Source organism: Variovorax sp. 3319 (assembly GCF_031456585.1).
GTDB classification, from domain to species: domain Bacteria; phylum Pseudomonadota; class Gammaproteobacteria; order Burkholderiales; family Burkholderiaceae_C; genus Variovorax; species Variovorax paradoxus_P.
In genome coordinates this window covers 216,668-231,846 of sequence record NZ_JAVDUZ010000003.1, presented here as the reverse complement: position 1 = coordinate 231,846, position 15,179 = coordinate 216,668, and the positions used below count along the sequence as shown (strand labels likewise).

General features: G+C 62.8%; 18 protein-coding genes. 8 read left to right on the top strand and 10 right to left on the bottom strand.

Annotated features, from left to right (window positions below; genetic code table 11):
- The first annotated feature begins 79 nt into the window (after nt 1-79).
- A complete protein-coding gene (locus tag J2X67_RS08270) occupies nt 80-1,540 on the top strand; it encodes a GGDEF domain-containing protein (RefSeq protein ID WP_309952109.1) in 1,461 nt (486 codons plus the stop codon).
- Nucleotides 1,541-1,569: 29 nt separating this feature from the next.
- Here J2X67_RS08270 and J2X67_RS08265 read toward each other — a convergent pair whose 3' ends face one another.
- The 3 genes from J2X67_RS08265 to J2X67_RS08255 all read right to left on the bottom strand — a co-directional run bounded on the left by J2X67_RS08265 (nt 1,570) and on the right by J2X67_RS08255 (nt 4,782).
- Nucleotides 1,570-2,526 (bottom strand): hypothetical protein, encoded by a 957-nt coding sequence (locus tag J2X67_RS08265; RefSeq protein WP_309952108.1) that lies wholly within the window; start codon nt 2,524-2,526, stop codon nt 1,570-1,572.
- Nucleotides 2,523-3,860 (bottom strand): glycosyltransferase family 2 protein, encoded by a 1,338-nt coding sequence (locus J2X67_RS08260; RefSeq protein WP_309952107.1) that lies wholly within the window; start codon nt 3,858-3,860, stop codon nt 2,523-2,525. The genes J2X67_RS08265 and J2X67_RS08260 overlap by 4 nt, the downstream gene beginning before the upstream one ends.
- A 124-nt stretch (nt 3,861-3,984) precedes the next feature.
- Nucleotides 3,985-4,782 carry an IclR family transcriptional regulator gene (locus J2X67_RS08255; RefSeq protein WP_309952105.1) on the bottom strand — a complete coding sequence of 266 codons (798 nt, stop codon included), beginning with the start codon at nt 4,780-4,782 and terminating at the stop codon, nt 3,985-3,987.
- A 160-nt stretch (nt 4,783-4,942) separates the two neighbouring features.
- Here J2X67_RS08255 and J2X67_RS08250 point away from each other — a divergent pair, with 160 nt between their 5' ends.
- The 5 genes from J2X67_RS08250 to J2X67_RS08230 all read left to right on the top strand — a co-directional run bounded on the left by J2X67_RS08250 (nt 4,943) and on the right by J2X67_RS08230 (nt 8,748).
- Nucleotides 4,943-5,875 carry a tripartite tricarboxylate transporter substrate binding protein gene (locus J2X67_RS08250; RefSeq protein ID WP_309952513.1) on the top strand — a complete coding sequence of 311 codons (933 nt, stop codon included), beginning with the start codon at nt 4,943-4,945 and terminating at the stop codon, nt 5,873-5,875.
- A gap of 51 nt (nt 5,876-5,926) precedes the next feature.
- Nucleotides 5,927-6,616 (top strand): RraA family protein, encoded by a 690-nt coding sequence (locus J2X67_RS08245; protein ID WP_309952103.1) that lies wholly within the window; start codon nt 5,927-5,929, stop codon nt 6,614-6,616.
- Nucleotides 6,613-7,539 (top strand): NAD(P)-dependent oxidoreductase, encoded by a 927-nt coding sequence (locus tag J2X67_RS08240; protein ID WP_309952102.1) that lies wholly within the window; start codon nt 6,613-6,615, stop codon nt 7,537-7,539. Before J2X67_RS08245 ends, J2X67_RS08240 begins: the two co-directional genes overlap by 4 nt.
- A 143-nt stretch (nt 7,540-7,682) precedes the next feature.
- The gene (locus tag J2X67_RS08235; RefSeq protein WP_309952100.1) at nt 7,683-8,162 is read left to right on the top strand and encodes a hypothetical protein; all 480 of its coding nucleotides are present in this window, start codon (nt 7,683-7,685) and stop codon (nt 8,160-8,162) included.
- Between the two features lie 124 nt (nt 8,163-8,286).
- Nucleotides 8,287-8,748, top strand: coding sequence for a carboxymuconolactone decarboxylase family protein (locus tag J2X67_RS08230; RefSeq protein ID WP_309952099.1), 462 nt, complete (start codon nt 8,287-8,289; stop codon nt 8,746-8,748).
- Between the two features lie 106 nt (nt 8,749-8,854).
- Here J2X67_RS08230 and J2X67_RS08225 read toward each other — a convergent pair whose 3' ends face one another.
- The 3 genes from J2X67_RS08225 to J2X67_RS08215 form a co-directional block, all read right to left on the bottom strand.
- The gene (locus tag J2X67_RS08225; RefSeq protein WP_309952098.1) at nt 8,855-9,268 is read right to left on the bottom strand and encodes a TonB family protein; all 414 of its coding nucleotides are present in this window, start codon (nt 9,266-9,268) and stop codon (nt 8,855-8,857) included.
- Nucleotides 9,269-9,331: 63 nt separating this feature from the next.
- Nucleotides 9,332-9,760 carry a GNAT family N-acetyltransferase gene (locus J2X67_RS08220; protein WP_309952096.1) on the bottom strand — a complete coding sequence of 143 codons (429 nt, stop codon included), beginning with the start codon at nt 9,758-9,760 and terminating at the stop codon, nt 9,332-9,334.
- A 47-nt stretch (nt 9,761-9,807) separates the two neighbouring features.
- Nucleotides 9,808-10,479, bottom strand: a complete 672-nt coding sequence (locus tag J2X67_RS08215) for a TetR/AcrR family transcriptional regulator (protein WP_309952094.1) — start codon at nt 10,477-10,479, stop codon at nt 9,808-9,810.
- A gap of 96 nt (nt 10,480-10,575) precedes the next feature.
- Here J2X67_RS08215 and J2X67_RS08210 point away from each other — a divergent pair, with 96 nt between their 5' ends.
- Nucleotides 10,576-11,175 (top strand): NAD(P)H-dependent oxidoreductase, encoded by a 600-nt coding sequence (locus J2X67_RS08210; protein ID WP_309952093.1) that lies wholly within the window; start codon nt 10,576-10,578, stop codon nt 11,173-11,175.
- Here J2X67_RS08210 and J2X67_RS08205 read toward each other — a convergent pair.
- Nucleotides 11,158-11,502, bottom strand: coding sequence for a VOC family protein (locus J2X67_RS08205; protein WP_309952092.1), 345 nt, complete (start codon nt 11,500-11,502; stop codon nt 11,158-11,160). The two genes, J2X67_RS08210 and J2X67_RS08205, sit on opposite strands and share 18 nt — an antisense overlap.
- A 36-nt stretch (nt 11,503-11,538) precedes the next feature.
- Nucleotides 11,539-11,949 (bottom strand): RidA family protein, encoded by a 411-nt coding sequence (locus J2X67_RS08200; RefSeq protein ID WP_309952091.1) that lies wholly within the window; start codon nt 11,947-11,949, stop codon nt 11,539-11,541.
- A 149-nt stretch (nt 11,950-12,098) separates the two neighbouring features.
- Between J2X67_RS08200 and J2X67_RS08195 the strand changes: the two genes are divergently transcribed.
- Entirely contained in the window at nt 12,099-13,031 is a 933-nt protein-coding gene (locus J2X67_RS08195; RefSeq protein ID WP_309952089.1) for a LysR substrate-binding domain-containing protein, read from the top strand.
- On the opposite strand, the gene J2X67_RS08190 is transcribed toward J2X67_RS08195, so the two are convergent.
- Nucleotides 13,021-13,704 carry a DsbA family oxidoreductase gene (locus J2X67_RS08190; RefSeq protein ID WP_309952088.1) on the bottom strand — a complete coding sequence of 228 codons (684 nt, stop codon included), beginning with the start codon at nt 13,702-13,704 and terminating at the stop codon, nt 13,021-13,023. The genes J2X67_RS08195 and J2X67_RS08190 overlap by 11 nt on opposite strands.
- 56 nt (nt 13,705-13,760) lie before the next feature.
- The gene (locus J2X67_RS08185; protein WP_309952087.1) at nt 13,761-15,170 is read right to left on the bottom strand and encodes an MFS transporter; all 1,410 of its coding nucleotides are present in this window, start codon (nt 15,168-15,170) and stop codon (nt 13,761-13,763) included.
- Between the last annotated feature and the right edge of the window lie 9 nt (nt 15,171-15,179).

Here is a 15,179-nt window from a genome sequence, read left to right as displayed (position 1 = left end):
CATTGTCCAACGACTGGAAAACTCCGGCTGCCGGATGGTGCATCATGCGGGCAAGATTCCACGCGCCCAGGAGCCGTACATGCCGTCTTCCACCGACTACGAGTCGATGTTCGAATTTGCACCCATGTCTCTGTGGATCGAGGACTACAGCGGGCTGCGCCAGCTGTTCGAATCGTGGCGCAGCGCAGGCGTGGTGGACCTGGTGGCCCACCTCAATGCCGAACCCGGCCGGGTGCGCGAATGCATGGCGCAATTGAGGGTGGTGAGCGTCAACCAGAGCACGCTCAACCTCTTCGGCGCACAAAGCCAGGCAGAGCTTCTTTCGCAACTCGGCAACGTCTTTCGCGACGACATGACGGCGCCGGTCATCTACGAGCTCGACCAGCTGTGGCAAGGCAAGCTGTGCTTCGACAACCAGACGGTCAACTATGCGCTGGACGGCCGAAGGCTGGATGTGCACGTGCGCGTGCGGGTGCTGCCCGGTTACGAGGCGTCGTGGGAGCGCGTGCTGGTGTCCCTGGACGACATTACGGCGCGCGTGCGGGCTGAACAGCTGCGCCTGGAAAGCGAACGCTATGCGCGCGAACTCTTCGAACGCTCGCCGGTTTCGTTGTGGGTGGAAGACTTCAGCGCGGTCAAGGTCCTGCTGGACGACATACGCAAGCGGGGCATCAGCGACTTCACGACCTTCATCAAGGTGCACCCGGAATTCGTTACGCGCTGCATGCGCGAGATTCGCGTGATCGACGTGAACCGGGAAACCTTGCGCATGTTCGGCGCTACCGACAAGGGCGAGCTCCTGGACAACCTCTCGGAAATCTTTCGCGACGAGATGCAGGACTCCTTCGCCGAGCAGCTGCTGGACCTTTGGAACGGCAAGATGCTGCAGCAGCGCGAGGTAATCAACTACGGGCTGACAGGCGACCTGCTGAACATCCACATGCAGTTTGCCGTGCTCGAAGACCGGCTCGCCACCTGGGACCTGGTGCTGGTCTCGCTGATCGACATCACCGCCCGCAAGAAGGCAGAAGCCTACCTGGAGTACCTTGGCAAGCACGACGTGCTCACGCAATTGCGCAACCGCGCCTTCTTCTCGGAAGAGGTCAACCGGCTGACGCGCAAGGGCCCGTGGCCGGTGTCGGTGCTGGTCATCGACATGAATGGCCTGAAACCCGTCAACGACGAGGAAGGCCACGCCGCCGGCGACGCACTCCTCAGGCGCGTGGGCGAGGTGTTGAGCAAGGCCGTCGACGAACCCGGGTGGCCTGCGCGAATCGGCGGCGACGAGTTTGCCGTCGTGCTGCCCAAGACGGATGAACGCGGCGCGGAAGCAATGCGCGACCGCATTGCCTCCATGGTCGACCTGAACAACCAGTTCTATGCCGGACAGAGCGGTCGGATGCTCAACCTTGCAATGGGCGTGGCAACCTGCGAGGCCGGCGACCAGCTCGACGCGGCCCTGCAGCGTGCGGACCGCGCCATGTACGAGGAGAAAGCCCGCTACTACCGCGAAAGCATGATCGATCGCCGGCGCGAGTAGGCGCGCCGAAGAAGCCGCTCGCAGTTACCCTAGAAAAGGATGATCCACTCGCCGCGGATATAGCGGTACTGGTAGCTGGGGCCCGAAAAAGTCGTGCTGCGGCTGTAGCCCGCATTCAAGCGAAACACCTGCGATCCCCTTACAGGGCTCTGCAGGCTCACGTCCAGCAGCCTCGTGGGCTGGCTCAGCTCGTGATTGATATCCTCGTTGCCGAGCCCCGCGGTAATGGCAGCGGTCCAGCCCTGGAAGCGCTGCCGCCAGGCAACCGCCAGCATCGATTCGCTGTAGCTCTTCGGGTTGAAATAGGCCCTGTCCACATCCTCATGGGTGCTGCGGTACGTTCGGTACCGCGCTTGCAAGGTCAGGCCCAGGTCGAGCGAGGGTTGGTAAATGAGCCGAATGCGGCCATGGTCCCGCCGGTTGCCGTCCGAGAAGTACTGCTGCGCCAGCAGCCCCACCAGAGTGAAATGGCTTCCCAGGCCCTGGTCGACCGCAACGCCGAGAAAAGAAAAATCGATTCCGCGGTCGAGCGACTTGGGCGTTTCGACCCAGTCGCGCGTAACGAGAAACTCCACCGCCGTGCTTTTTGTCGGCGCGATGCGGTAGCTGCCGTCGAGCGTGAGCAGCGTATGGCCGCCCTGCTCGAACACGCCGGCTTCCATCTGTCCGCCATTGGCAGTTCGGGTTTCTATTGACCGCGCGAGAAACGAAACCTTCTTTCCCGCCCTTCGCCAGCTGTCTTGCTGGTATTTGTAGTCGCCAAGCCGGAAACCCAGGTAGCGGTCGGCGTTTTCGAAAGCGGGAAAAAATTCGACCGACACCCGGCGGGATTCGAAGTTGTCGCTGTCGCTGGTCAGAAGGGTTTCCGCCCCGAAAGCCATGCCGGCTGTTTTCTTGTCGGCTGCTTCGTCCTGCGCGTGGCAAGAGGCACTCAATGCCATCAGGCCTGAAATGGCGGCTGCCACGTATGCCGGCGTCCTGGTCATTTGGTTCCCCATGCCTTGGGCTTTCTGAACAGTTCGTCCAGATAGCCGAGCACGCTGGCCGGCTGCAAAAGAAGGCTGTACAGCAGCACGTAGACAAAAAACCCCTGGACATTCTTGCGCACCACCAGGCCGGTGTTCCTGAACATGCGGCGCTCAATTGAAAACATCAGGAAACTCAGCGCAAATGCAGCCGGTATCAGCGCAAGAGTCATTGGCCCAACAATCCAGTAATAGCCGAACAAGGCAAAGATTATCCCGGGTATGAAGCCAATGGTGAACGCCAGATCGAGCCACGGGAACAACAGATTCCAGTGAATAAAGAAAGTCGAGAGCCGCATCTTCAGCAGAATGCCCGGGTGTTTGACAAAAGCCTCGGTCATGCCGCGCGCCCACCGCTGGCGCTGCTTGACCAACTGCTTCAGGGTGGCCGGCACATTCGTGAACAGGCATGCGTCTTCGCAATGCCCTACCCGATAGCCGGCCTTCAGCAGCGCCCATGTGAGCACGATGTCTTCACCCACGCACTCCGGCCATCCGCCAACCTCGGCCAGCGCATCCCGGTCATAAACAGAAAATGCACCTTGCGCAACAAGGGTGCCCTGGAACAGCGACTGAACCCGCTTGATTGCGGAAATGCCGTGAAAGTAATCCCACTCCTGGCAGCGGGTAATCCAGTTTTGCCGTGAGTTTCGAACCAGGATTTTTCCGGCAACAGCCCGCGTATTGGGCGGGTCGGCTTCATAGCGCTCGACAATGCTGGTGAGCGCCCCACGGTACAAATACGAATCGGCATCGACGGTCACCACCAGGTCGTGCAGAACTTCCTTGAACCCGATATTCAGCGCGCGAGCCTTGCCGCCATTCTTCTTCAGGTCGACAAAGGTGAGCCATTTGTACCGCTCCAGGGCGCGTTGAACCACCTGCGCAGTGCTGTCCGCAGATCCGTCATTGATGACGATGACCTGCAATTCACCCGGATATTTTTGCTGATCGATGCTGACCAGCGTCTCTTCGATCGAGGCTGCTTCGTTATATGCCGCAATCAGGATGGAGAGCGGCGGATAAACAGCCAAGGGCCGGTGCGGCGGCCGCTTGTCCAGAACAAGGCTGATTGCCATGAACGCGTTCATGAATCCTGGAACTATGGCAATGCCATACACCAGGAAGACAGCGAAAACTATTCCTACATGGCTTTTGAGTTCGGCCAGCCAAGGGCCGGCAGCCCATATCGAAAAGCCCATCCACGCGCAGGCGCCGATCAATGCGATCAGGAATTTAGCTGAAACCGACAGGTAAATCGCCGAGCGCTGCGCCTTCCGGCTTTCTACTTTCATGTCGCATCCTCGAGAGTCACAAGAATGTAATCCTCAAGGGGGGTGACGAACAGTTTGTTTACATCTTCCGATGCGCATTAACAACTGTGGAAGCGGGGCAGGTCCGCACTACGCAGCGCCCCCGTCAATGCGGGTGCCACGAAGACACCACCCTCGGCGTCTGCGGGGTCGAACTGCCGGCAAGTGCATACGACAGCTCGTTTGCGGCCTTCATGATCGTCTTGGCGTAGCGAATGAGCTTGTTCTTCGGCAGGCGTTCCGCCGGCCCCGAGATGCAGACCGATCCGAGCAGCCGCCAGTTGAGGCCGAACACAGGCGCCGAGACCGTGGCCACGCCCGTCTCGCGTTCGCCGATCGAGAAGTGGTAGCCGTGCTGCCGAATTTCCTCGTAGATGGCGCCCGGCTCGCCCGAGAAGGCCAGGATCACGCGGCCCGGCGAGCCCTTGTCCAACGGCAGCGCCGAGCCCATTCGCGCGTGATGCCGAATTGGCTGCGGGCCTTCGACACGCGCGATGCAGGTCCGGATGTTTCCTTCGCGCACATAGAAGGCTGCGCTTTCGCCGGTGGCCTGCGTCAGTTCGAGCAGCATCGGCTCGACGACGTTGTTGACGTCGAACGCAGCCTGGTAGCGCGCGCCGAGCCAGCCTGCCGCCGGCCCCAGGCGCCATTCGCCATCTTCGCGTTGCACCACATAGCCGCTCTGGGCAAGGGTGCGCAGCAGGCGCAACGCGGTGGTCTTGTGCATGCCGCTGCGGCGCGTGAGCTCTGCCAGCGTCAGCCGCTGGTCTTGCATGCCGAACGATTCAAGGAGCTGGAGCGCCCTTGTGACGGCAATGACGCCGCCCGATGGATCGGGGCCGGAAGCTTCGGGTTCTGCCGCGGCGGGGGCCGCCGGCTTGTTGCTTGCCTTGGTTCGCGCCATGGTTCGTGGTTCACACAGTGGACCCCCATTGTACGTACCGGAACGCAAACCTACAGTTCGGCCAAGCCCGCAAAGGGCCTCGACTGTCAATTACGAACCGGAGACAACCGTGAAGATTTCGAAACTAGGCTCCTCTCGCCGCGCCGCCCTGCTGGCGGCCATGGCGTTCGCCTCTTGCACCGCCCTCGCGCAAGGCTACCCCTCTCGTCCGATCAAGCTGATCGTGCCGTTCCCGGCAGGCGGCGGTACAGACGCGGTGGCACGCGAGGTGGCCAACAAGGTGGCCACGCAGCAAGGCTGGACGGTGATCATCGACAACAGGCCAGGCTCGGGCGGCAACCTTGGCGTCGATGCGGCGGCCAAGGCAGCGCCCGACGGCTACACCATCGTGCTCGGCCAGACGAGCAACCTGGCGATCAATCCGACGCTCTACTCGAAGCTGCCGTACAACCCCGTCAAGGACCTCGCGCCGATCGGCCTCATCGCAAGCTCGCCCCTGGCGCTGGTGGTGGCAAGCGATTCGCCCTACAAGACGCTGGCCGACCTGATCGCGGCGGCCAAGGCCAAGCCGGACGCCATCAACTACGCGAGTTCGGGCAGCGGAACCGTCGCCCATCTTGCGGTGGAGCAGTTCCAGAAGCTGGCCGGCATCAAGCTCACCCACGTACCGTACAAGGGCGCTGCGCAGGGTGCCACCGACTTGATCGGCGGGCAGATCCAGCTCTACATGTCCTCCATCCCGACGCTGATCGGCCATATCCGCAACGGCAAGATGCGCGCGCTCGCGGTCACCTCGGACAAGCGCGTCAACGACTTGCCCAGCGTGCCCACGGTAGGTGAGTCCGGCTACAAGGGGTTCGAGGCCGTGACATGGTTCGGCCTGGCCGGCCCTGCGGCCATGCCCAAGGATGCGGTCGCCAAGCTCAACGGAGCCTTCAACAAGGCACTGCAAGACCCCGAGGTCAAGAAGAAGCTCGAAGGCCAGGGCGTCGACGTGCTCGGCGGCACGCCCGAGCAGTTCGGCAAGCTCATCCTGGACGACATCGGCCGCTGGGGCAAGGCCGTCAGGGAATCGGGCGCCAAGGTCGACTGACCCGCCGTCGCCCTGCGCCACCTTCTCTCATCCATCTACCCGAAGACCATCATGAGCGACCAGCTTCCCGAAATCATTCGCGACTTTCCACGCGTGCCCGCCGCCATCGTTGCGCAGGCCGCACAACTCCAGCCCGCCATCCTGGCCGACGTGGCGGGCCGCCGCGGTGCCATGAACGGCCGCATCAAGGCGCTGCGCCCACGCATGAAGCTGGCCGGCACCGCATTCACGGTCGAGGTGCGTCCCGGCGACAACCTGATGATTCACGCCGCAATCGCCATGGCCAAGCCCGGCGATGTGCTGGTCATCGACGGCAAGGCCGACCAGAACGCCGCACTCATGGGCACCATCATGATGACCGCGTGCCAGAAGCTCGGCATTGCGGGCGTGGTCATGGACGGCGCCTGCCGCGACAGCCTCGAGATCGACGAAATGGACTATCCGGTGTTCTCGGTCGGCACCAATCCGAACGGCCCCACCAAGAACATCGGCGGCCGCATCGGGCACCCTGTGTCGGTCGGCGACGTGACCGTTCGCCCAGGCGACTTCATCATTGGCGATGGCGATGGCGTGGTGGTCGTCGAGCGCGAGAAGATCGAGGCGCTGCTTCCCCTCGCGGCCAGGAAGATCAAGGACGAAGCGGCCCGCATTGCAGCCATCAGGCAAGGCGAGACGACCGCCACGTGGCTCGACGCCGCCTTGCGCGCCGCCGGTGTGCTGAAAGAAGGAGAGACGCTGTGAGCGCAGTCCTCGTCACCGGTGCCGACCTGGCGCCGGAGGCGCTGGGCCTGCTCGAAGGCTACGACGTGGTGTACGCGGGCAAGGCGCCCACCGAAGCGGACCTGGTGGCCCTGTGCCGTACGCACGACCCGGTGGCCATCATCGTTCGCTACGGCAAGGTCGGCGTTGCGGTGATGGACGCGGCGCCCTCGCTCAAGGTCATCTCCAAGCACGGCAGCGGCACCGACACCATCGACAAGGCCGCGGCCAAGGCACGCGGCATCGAAGTGGTCGCAGCGGCGGGTGCCAACGCCGCGGCGGTCGCCGAACAGGCGCTGGCGCTGCTGCTGGCCTGTGCCAAGTCGGTTGTGCAGTTGAATGCGCGCATGCACGATGGCCACTGGGACAAGGCAACGCACAAGAGCCTTGAACTGGGCGGTCGAACCATCGGACTGATCGGGCTCGGCGCCATCGGCCTGCGATTTGCGCGCATGGCCGACTCCATGGGCATGAAGGTGATCGGCTTCGATCCCTTTGCCAAGACCCTGCCGGACTACGTCGACCGCGTGGAGTTGCCGCAGATCTGGAGCGAGTCCGATGTCATTTCGCTCCACTGTCCGCTGACAGAAGAGAACCGCGCCCTGCTCAACGCCGACACGCTGGCGCAGTGCAAGCCAGGCGTCATCGTGGTGAACACCGCGCGCGGCGGGCTGATCGACGAGGCTGCGCTATTGGCTGCAATCCGGTCCGGCCACGTCGCCAAGGCCGGTCTCGACAGCTTCGCGGTGGAGCCCATGACACCCGGTCATCCCTTTCAGGGAGAAAAGAACCTGCTGCTCAGCCCGCACATCGGCGGCGTCACCAGCGATGCCTACGTGAACATGGGCGTGGCGGCCGCGAAGAACCTCTTGGCCGTGCTGGCGCGGCAAGGCGCGCCAGCTTAGTTCGCACGAGGGTTGGCCAGGCAAGGTGCTTCGGCCGGCCCCTATGCATTTCACGCCGCATTTCCGTCGCTTCGTCGCATAGAGCTCGCCGCGGGCCGCAGGCATTCGCAGAATTCGCGCACCAACAGAAAGGAGCGACGAACATGCTGACACCCGTGCTGATGATCTTGATCACGGTCCTGCCTTACCTTGCCTATCGCCTTGTGTGGCGGCGCGGGCCGTCGCAAGACCTGCGTACCGCGGCGGCGGCTGGCCTGGGCCTGGTCTTTCTTTTTACCGCGAGCGGTCATTTCCTGCAGACCGAGCCCATGGCGCAAATGCTGCCGTCCTGGGTTCCGGAAAGGACGGCGCTGGTGTACCTGACCGGCGTGCTCGAGATCGCGATTGCCGTGTCTCTCTTCTTTCGGCGTTCACGTGTGGCGGGAGCGTGGGCCGCCGCGGCAGTCCTGATCGCCTTCTTTCCGGCGAACGTCTATGCGGCCTTCCAGCAGGTACCCATGGGCGGTCACTCCTGGGGCCCCGTTTACCTCCTCGTGCGGGCACCCTTGCAGCTTTTCATCCTGTGGTGGATCTGGGCCATGGTGCTGGAGGTTCCTGGCAAGACGCGCCGGGCGGCGGTCTGAATGCCCCGCCAGGGGCCCGGCAAACGGAGCTTGCGAAATTCCGTCCGGCTCGCCTGTCACAAAACAATGTGCCGGGACGTCTAAGAGGTGTTTTCCCCAACCCTCAACCTACAAGGAGCTTCCGATGTCTTCAGCCCGTCTCGACTATCACGCCCTCGCCCCCGCGGCAGCACGCGCCGGCGCGCAGTTTTCGCACGCCGCCGGCAGCACGCTGGACAAGCGCCTGCGAGAACTGGTGAACCTGCGCATCAGCCAGATCAACGGCTGTGCTTTCTGCATCGACATGCACTGGGCCGACCTGCTAAAGCAGGGCATGGACCCCCGCCACGTCAACGCCGTGGCCGGCTGGCGAGAGGCCGGGCGCTTCTTCAACGAAGCCGAACGCGCCGCATTCAACTGGGCGGAGGCCGTCAACGCCGTGCCCCATCGCACACCCAGCGACGCAGACTTCGAGGCCATGAGGCGGCACTTCAGCGACGCGCAGATTGCAGACCTTTCGTTTGCGGTCTGCGCGATCCGCTCGTGGAACATGCTCAATGCAAGCTTCCACATGCAGGTGCCTGAAACGCCGTATATGGTCGGCTGAAACCGGTTGGACCGACCGCCGGGATCAACTCTTTGTTCGTCGAGTTGGTTCACATGCGTTTCCAGGAATTGATCCGCCCTGCCCTCCAAACCGCAGCGCCGCCTTGTCAACAGTCCAAGGGACTCAAGCCGCGGCACTGCGCGGAAGCCTTCACATTGATCGGCATCAACGTGGTAACCGGCATTGCCGCTCCTGCCTCGCGATAGGGAATGAACTTGGCACTGACCAGCGCCCGTGCTGCCGCGCTATCGAGCGCGGCGCTGCCGCTCCCGCTGACCAATGACGTTTTGCGGACAGTGCCGCGCTCGTCTACGTGCACACGCAACACGGCGGTTCCATTGGGCATCGGGTCATTCGCGCTTTGCCGGGGAATTCTCAGTTTCAGTGGCTCGGCCAGTCGAAGCTGATCGGACGACACGATCTTGTCGGGCCACACGCCAGTCTCGCTGGTCGCTACGCACCCTCCTATGCCTATCGCGCCAAAGAGAAGCGCAGTGATCGCAAGTTTTCTGAAGTACATGATTTTGGTATCTGTTCCGGGTGTTCGGTTCAGGCCTGCCGCCGAGCAACGCTGCAATGCTACTCAGCGCGCCAGCGACTTTTTCATGGACACCAGGTAGAAGCCGCTCGCATAGTCTTCGATGCGGGCGTACTCCTCATAGCCATGCTTCTGGTAGAACGGCGCCGCCTGCCATTCGAAGGTCTCGAGCTTGGCATTCGTCGCGCCCAACTCGATGGCTTGCCGCTCGGCCTCCACCAGGAGGCGGCTGCCCAGGCCCAAGCCGCGCATGTCGGCTTCGACAAACAGCACATCGATGTTGAGCCAGTACAAAAATACAGAGCCCCGCAGGCCACCAAGCAAGCGGGCGTTTTCGTCCCTGGCGTTGAACCGGATGTACTGCTGCTCCGGATACTCCCCGACGAAACCGTAGTTGAAGTGGCGCAGCTTGCGACCGAGTTCCCCGGAGCGGAGTTCTTCGGGGGTGGCAGCGGTGATGGTGATGTTTTCCATTTGAGCGAAGATTGGCGAGGAGTGGCTGGCGCAGAACGCGCGCGTTCTCAAGCAGCCGCGGAGCGCCGGGATGTCGCTCGCTTCTGCCGCGACACCATTGCAATGATCGTCTCGAGCAGCTCCTGCTTTGCCTGAAGCGCGGAGATCTCGTCCATGGCTGCCGCGTAGGACAAGGCTTCGGCCGCGCCCAGCATGGCACGGAGCCCGGCAACACCCACATCCTTGCCCGGAGCAAACGGCGCCAGCAGCGCGCGGCACTTCTGCAGAAACACCGCTTCGGATTCACGTTTGAGGCTTTCGAGTTCGGGCGAACCGGCCAGCGCCGCGCTCACGCCAGGCAACTCGCGTCCAAGCGCAAGAACGCAATCGACGTATGAGCCGGCAATCACGGACGCACGGCCGTTCAGCGTGGGCTCGCTGTTCTCGATTGCGGCGTCAATCAATGCGTTCTCCTGCATGTCGAACTCACCGTAGAGCGCGGCAAGCAATCCGTTGCGCGTTGCGAAATGGTCATAGACCACCGGCTTGGCAATGCCGGCCTGCTCGGCAAGCGAGCCGAGCGTCAAGGCGTCGGTTCCCGATTCGCGCACGATTCGCCACGCCACTTCGATGAGCTGGCGATAGCGGTCTTGCCGCGAGAGGCGCCGGCGCTTGGGCCCACCGGCATCCGCGCTGCCGTGCATCTCTTCGACGCCGTGTTTAACCCCGTGCTTGGGCATGGTTATGTACCAAAGGTAGGTTAATCAATATACTAATTGTAGGTTTCTACTTTAGCAGCCCTCTTCTACTCAGTACACATGAAAGGAGCATCAAGCATGCATGCACTCATCGTTGTCGCGCACCCCGACGCGCAATCGTTCACCCACCGCGTTGCCCACAAGCTCGCAGAAGGGGTCACCCTTGCCGAAGGCGATCACACGGCGGAGGTGGCCGATCTTGCGGCGGAAGGTTTCGACCCGCGCTTTTCCGCTGTCGATCATGCCGCCCACAACAAGCAGGCACTACCTGGTGCCGACGTGAAGCGTGAACAGCAACGGATCGACCGCTCCGATGCACTTGTGCTGGTGTACCCGGTGTACTGGTGGTCCTTCCCGGGGTTGCTCAAGGGATGGATCGACCGCGTATTTGCAAACGGATGGGCGTATGAGGAGAGCGCCGAGGGCAAGCTCACCAAACGCCTCGGCCATTTGCCGGTGCACCTGGTCGCAATTGGCGGTGCCACCGCTGAAACCTACGACCGGCATGGCTACTTCGATGTGATGAAAACGCAGATCGACCACGGAATCTTCGACTACTGCGGTGCGCGCGTGGTGACGTCCGAGTTTCTGCTGGAATCGGGCCAGCAGGATCGCGCGGCTCAGCTGGATGCTGCACGCGATCTGGGCCGCGCGCTTTTCTCAGTCGTTACCGCTTGACCTGAAAGCCAGGTAGTAGCCGTTGCAATCGCGCAGGCCAAACTCGCGCGAGCCATACGGCATGTCTTGCAGCGGCCACGCGATCGAAGCCTTTTCCTTCACGGCTTCGTAGTAGCCATCCACATCGGCTATTGCAAAGTAGAAGGTGCCGCTGCAAGCCATGGGCACCTTCCACAAGTCCTGCTGCGTGAAGATCAGGCTGCAGTCGTCCTTCACGACGGTCAGGGTGTCGCGATCGGAGTCGACCATCGCAAATCCGAGTACGTCGCGGTAGTGGGCTTTTGTCGCTTCGAGATCGGCACATTGCAAGAGAGGCTTCAGCGGCATGGCTGCTCCAGTCGTGGTTCAGAAAGACGGGCGATCCTACCCGCGTGCCTGGCTGGTTTCCGGCAGCTTCGCAATCACCTTGATCTCGAACTTGAAGCCATAGAGCCACGTCACGCCAATGCCGGTGAGCGTCGGGTGCGGCGCGTTGCCCCAATACTCCGGCACGATCTTCCAGATTTTTTCGAAGGTCGTTTCAGGGTCGACGATGAAGACGGTCACATCGACCACATCGTCGAACGTGCAACCCGCAGCCGCGAGGACCGCGTTGAGGTTTTCGAATGCGAGCCTTACCTGCGCCTCCAGGTCGGGTTCGGGCGAGCCGTCCGGGCGGCTTCCGACCTGGCCCGATACGAACAGGAAACCGTTGGAGCGGATGGCCGGGGAATAGCGGTTCTTTTCGTACAGCGCCTGGCGCCCGGGCGGAAAAACGACGTCACGTTGAGCCATGGATTGCTTCCTTTTTTCTCGAATGAGCCGTCGCCGGCCCGTCATCACGATGAAGGGACTTTAGGGACCGGCGCCCATCGGATAAACAGGCAAAGACAACAATCATTGTTTGGCAAACCCAAACAATCTTCGAACCCGCAGGAACACACATGGACCGTTTCGACGCAATGCAGGCGTTCGCTCGCGTGGTGGAAGCTGGCAGCTTTACCCGGGCCGCCGAGACGCTGCACATGAGCAAGACCAGTGTGACGCAGCTGGTGCAGCAGCTGGAGGCGAGGCTGCGCGTCAAGCTGCTGAACCGCACCACGCGCAAGCTCAGCGTCACGGCAGATGGGGCGGCCTACTACGAGCGCGTAGTGCGCCTGCTGGCCGACATGGACGACGCCGAGACCAGCCTTTCGAGTGCGTCGGCGTTGCCGCGCGGCCACCTGCGGGTGGATGTTCCGAGCCCGCTGGCGCGCATGATCCTGGTGCCGGCCTTGCCGGCGTTTTATGCGCGCTACCCCGACATCCAGCTGCACATGGGCGTGAGCGACCGCATGGTTGACGTGATTGGCGACAACGTGGACTGCGTGGTGCGCGGCGGCGAAATCACCGACCGCTCCCTCATGGCTCGGCGGGTGGGCGACCTGCAGCTGGGCGTATACGCCGCCCCGCCCTACCTGGAACTGGCCGGCACGCCCACGCACCCGCGCGAACTCGACGACACGCACCACCGCACCGTGGGCTTTCTGTGGGCGCGCACTGGCAAGATCTTTCGGTACGTCATGCGCCTGGGCGACGAGCGCATCGAAGTGCAAGGCCGCTACGCGCTATCGGTGGACGATGGCAATGCCTATCTCGCGGCCGGGCTTGCCGGATTGGGAATTCTCTGGCTGCCGGACTACATGGCCAAGCCGCACCTGGCCCGCGGCAGACTGGTGCGGCTCTTCGATGGCTGGCAGCTCGACTCGATGCCGCTGTATGTAGCGTTTCCGCCGAACCGGCACGTGAGCGCCAAGCTGCGCGTGTTCATCGACTGGGTGGCCGAGCTGATGGCGCAACATGCGCCCGTCGCCACCCGGGGCCAGCTCACGCCGTAACGACGCTGCCAGGCTGCGCGCCTGCAATCTGCCGCAGCGCCCGTTCGAACACCTCGACCGGCTGCCCACCCGAGATCAGGTGCTGGTCGTTGATGATGATCGCGGGCACCGAGTGAATGCCGGCGTCGGTGTACATGCGCTCGCGTTCGCGGGTCTCGTTTGCATACTCGTCGCTTGCCAGGATTTGGCGTGCACGCGCCGCATCGAGCCCCGCCTCCGCAGCCGCCTGCACCAGCACCTCGGTGTCCGACGGGTTTTGCCTGTCGGTGAAGTAGGCCTTCAGCAGCGCCTTCTTGAGCGCAGCCTGCTTTGCCGGGCTCTCGAGCTCGGCCCAGTGCAGCAGCCTGTGGGCATTGAAGGTGTTGTAGACACGAGGGCGCCCTTCAGGGCTGAACTCGAAGCCCACTTCGGCCCCGCGCCGGCGAATCATCTCGCGCGCCTGCGCCTGCTGCTCAAGGGTGGAGCCGTACTTCTGGTTCAGGTGCTCGAAGGTGTCCTGTCCTTCGGGCGGCATTTGCGGATTCAGCTCGAACGGCTGAAAGTGCAGCTCCGCCGTGACGTCCGGCGCCACGCGCCGGAGCGCCGCCTCGAGCGAACCGAGGCCGACGGCGCACCAGGGGCAAGAAACGTCGGAGACAAAATCGATTTTCAGGTGGGAGGTCATGGCCGCCATTCTTCATGGCCGCCGACTCCCTTGGTGCGCGCAAGGTCTTCAGGCGGGTTGGCAGTTCAAGCGGCGGCCTTGGCCAGGCGTGCGTTCACCAGCGTCTCTTCGCGCAGCCTGTCGTATTCGGGCTTGTCTACCGGCACCGCGTCGGGCTTGCCCAGGTCGTTCATGTGCACGCGGTAGGTTTCACGCGCGGACCAGGCCGATACAGCGGCAATGGCACAGATTGCAAGCGTGATCGCGCCCACGGTCAGTGGAATGTTGGCAGCACCGGGGGGCGCAACGGCCACGAACAACGCCGGCAGCAGCGCGGTGATCGCGGTGCCGATGTTCTGCGAAATGGCCATGCCCGAGACACGGGTGCGCGTGGGAAACATCTCCGGATAGAAGCTCGGAAACACGGCGTTGTAGCCCTGGTAGACCACGCCCCACATCAGGAGCGACATCACGATGGCCAACGGCACGTTGTGGATGCTGATGGCGTACAGGTAGCCGAACGACAGCAGGCCGGAGCCGAGTGCACCCACGACGATCGGCAGGCGGCGGCCGACCTTGTCCGACAGGTTGCCCACGAACGGAATCACGATCACGGCCAGGATGTTGCCCATGACCGGAATCCACAGGTAGATGTCTTTCTCGAAGTTGATGCCATAGCCCGGCTGCACCGCATAGGCAGCACCGAAGATGGTGGCAACCACCGGAATCACGTTCATCAGCGAGCACAGCAGCACGCGCAGCATGTTGCCCCAGCTCTCGGTCACAGCCTGGATCACCGGCGCCTTCGGCACTGTTGCGCTCTTCTCGACCTCGGCAAAGGCGGGTGTCTCTTCCACTTCCTTGCGGATGATGTAGCCGGCAACGATAACGACGAAGCTCAGCAGGAACGGAATGCGCCAGCCCCAGGAGTTGAAGGCGTCCTTGTCCATGTAGTGCGCGAGCGGCAGGAACACGGCTGCCGCCATGATCTGGCCGGCCTGCACGCCCTGCAGCGTGAAGCTCGCAAAGAAGCCGCGGCGTCCGAACGGCGCGTGCTCCAGAATCATCGAGCTCGCACCCGAGATTTCGCCGGCTACCGCAAAGCCCTGGATCAGGCGTAGCACCACCAGCATGGCGGGCGCCCACAGGCCGACCTGGTCGTACGTGGGCAACAGGCCGACGGCAATGGTCGAGAAGCCCATCAGGAACATGCAGAGAATCAGCACGGTCTTGCGGCCGTGCGTATCGCCCCAATGGCCCAGCAGCAACGCGCCGATCGGTCGTGCAACGTAGCCCACGCCGTACGTTGCGAGCGACGCGATGATTGCGATCTGCGGGTCGCCCTTCGGAAAGAAGATCTGCGGAAAGATCAGCGCAGCGGCTGTGGCATAGATGAAGAAGTCGTAGTACTCCAGCGCCGAGCCGATCCAGCCGCTGGCTGTGGCCTTCTTCGACTGGTGCTTGCCCTTCGGCTCGTGGGCCGTGATGGTTGCCATGGTTTGTCT

Coding starts and splice junctions, on each gene's coding strand:
- J2X67_RS08215 (WP_309952094.1), bottom strand. CDS start 10,479: ATGCCCAAGCACGGGGTTAAACACGGCGTCGAAGAGATGCACGGCAGC.
- J2X67_RS08195 (WP_309952089.1), top strand. CDS start 12,099: ATGGACCGTTTCGACGCAATGCAGGCGTTCGCTCGCGTGGTGGAAGCT.
- J2X67_RS08190 (WP_309952088.1), bottom strand. CDS start 13,704: ATGGCGGCCATGACCTCCCACCTGAAAATCGATTTTGTCTCCGACGTT.
- J2X67_RS08230 (WP_309952099.1), top strand. CDS start 8,287: ATGTCTTCAGCCCGTCTCGACTATCACGCCCTCGCCCCCGCGGCAGCA.
- J2X67_RS08200 (WP_309952091.1), bottom strand. CDS start 11,949: ATGGCTCAACGTGACGTCGTTTTTCCGCCCGGGCGCCAGGCGCTGTAC.
- J2X67_RS08225 (WP_309952098.1), bottom strand. CDS start 9,268: ATGTACTTCAGAAAACTTGCGATCACTGCGCTTCTCTTTGGCGCGATA.
- J2X67_RS08245 (WP_309952103.1), top strand. CDS start 5,927: ATGAGCGACCAGCTTCCCGAAATCATTCGCGACTTTCCACGCGTGCCC.
- J2X67_RS08265 (WP_309952108.1), bottom strand. CDS start 2,526: ATGACCAGGACGCCGGCATACGTGGCAGCCGCCATTTCAGGCCTGATG.
- J2X67_RS08255 (WP_309952105.1), bottom strand. CDS start 4,782: ATGGCGCGAACCAAGGCAAGCAACAAGCCGGCGGCCCCCGCCGCGGCA.
- J2X67_RS08220 (WP_309952096.1), bottom strand. CDS start 9,760: ATGGAAAACATCACCATCACCGCTGCCACCCCCGAAGAACTCCGCTCC.
- J2X67_RS08260 (WP_309952107.1), bottom strand. CDS start 3,860: ATGAAAGTAGAAAGCCGGAAGGCGCAGCGCTCGGCGATTTACCTGTCG.
- J2X67_RS08205 (WP_309952092.1), bottom strand. CDS start 11,502: ATGCCGCTGAAGCCTCTCTTGCAATGTGCCGATCTCGAAGCGACAAAA.
- J2X67_RS08250 (WP_309952513.1), top strand. CDS start 4,943: ATGGCGTTCGCCTCTTGCACCGCCCTCGCGCAAGGCTACCCCTCTCGT.
- J2X67_RS08270 (WP_309952109.1), top strand. CDS start 80: ATGCCGTCTTCCACCGACTACGAGTCGATGTTCGAATTTGCACCCATG.
- J2X67_RS08210 (WP_309952093.1), top strand. CDS start 10,576: ATGCATGCACTCATCGTTGTCGCGCACCCCGACGCGCAATCGTTCACC.
- J2X67_RS08185 (WP_309952087.1), bottom strand. CDS start 15,170: ATGGCAACCATCACGGCCCACGAGCCGAAGGGCAAGCACCAGTCGAAG.
- J2X67_RS08235 (WP_309952100.1), top strand. CDS start 7,683: ATGCTGACACCCGTGCTGATGATCTTGATCACGGTCCTGCCTTACCTT.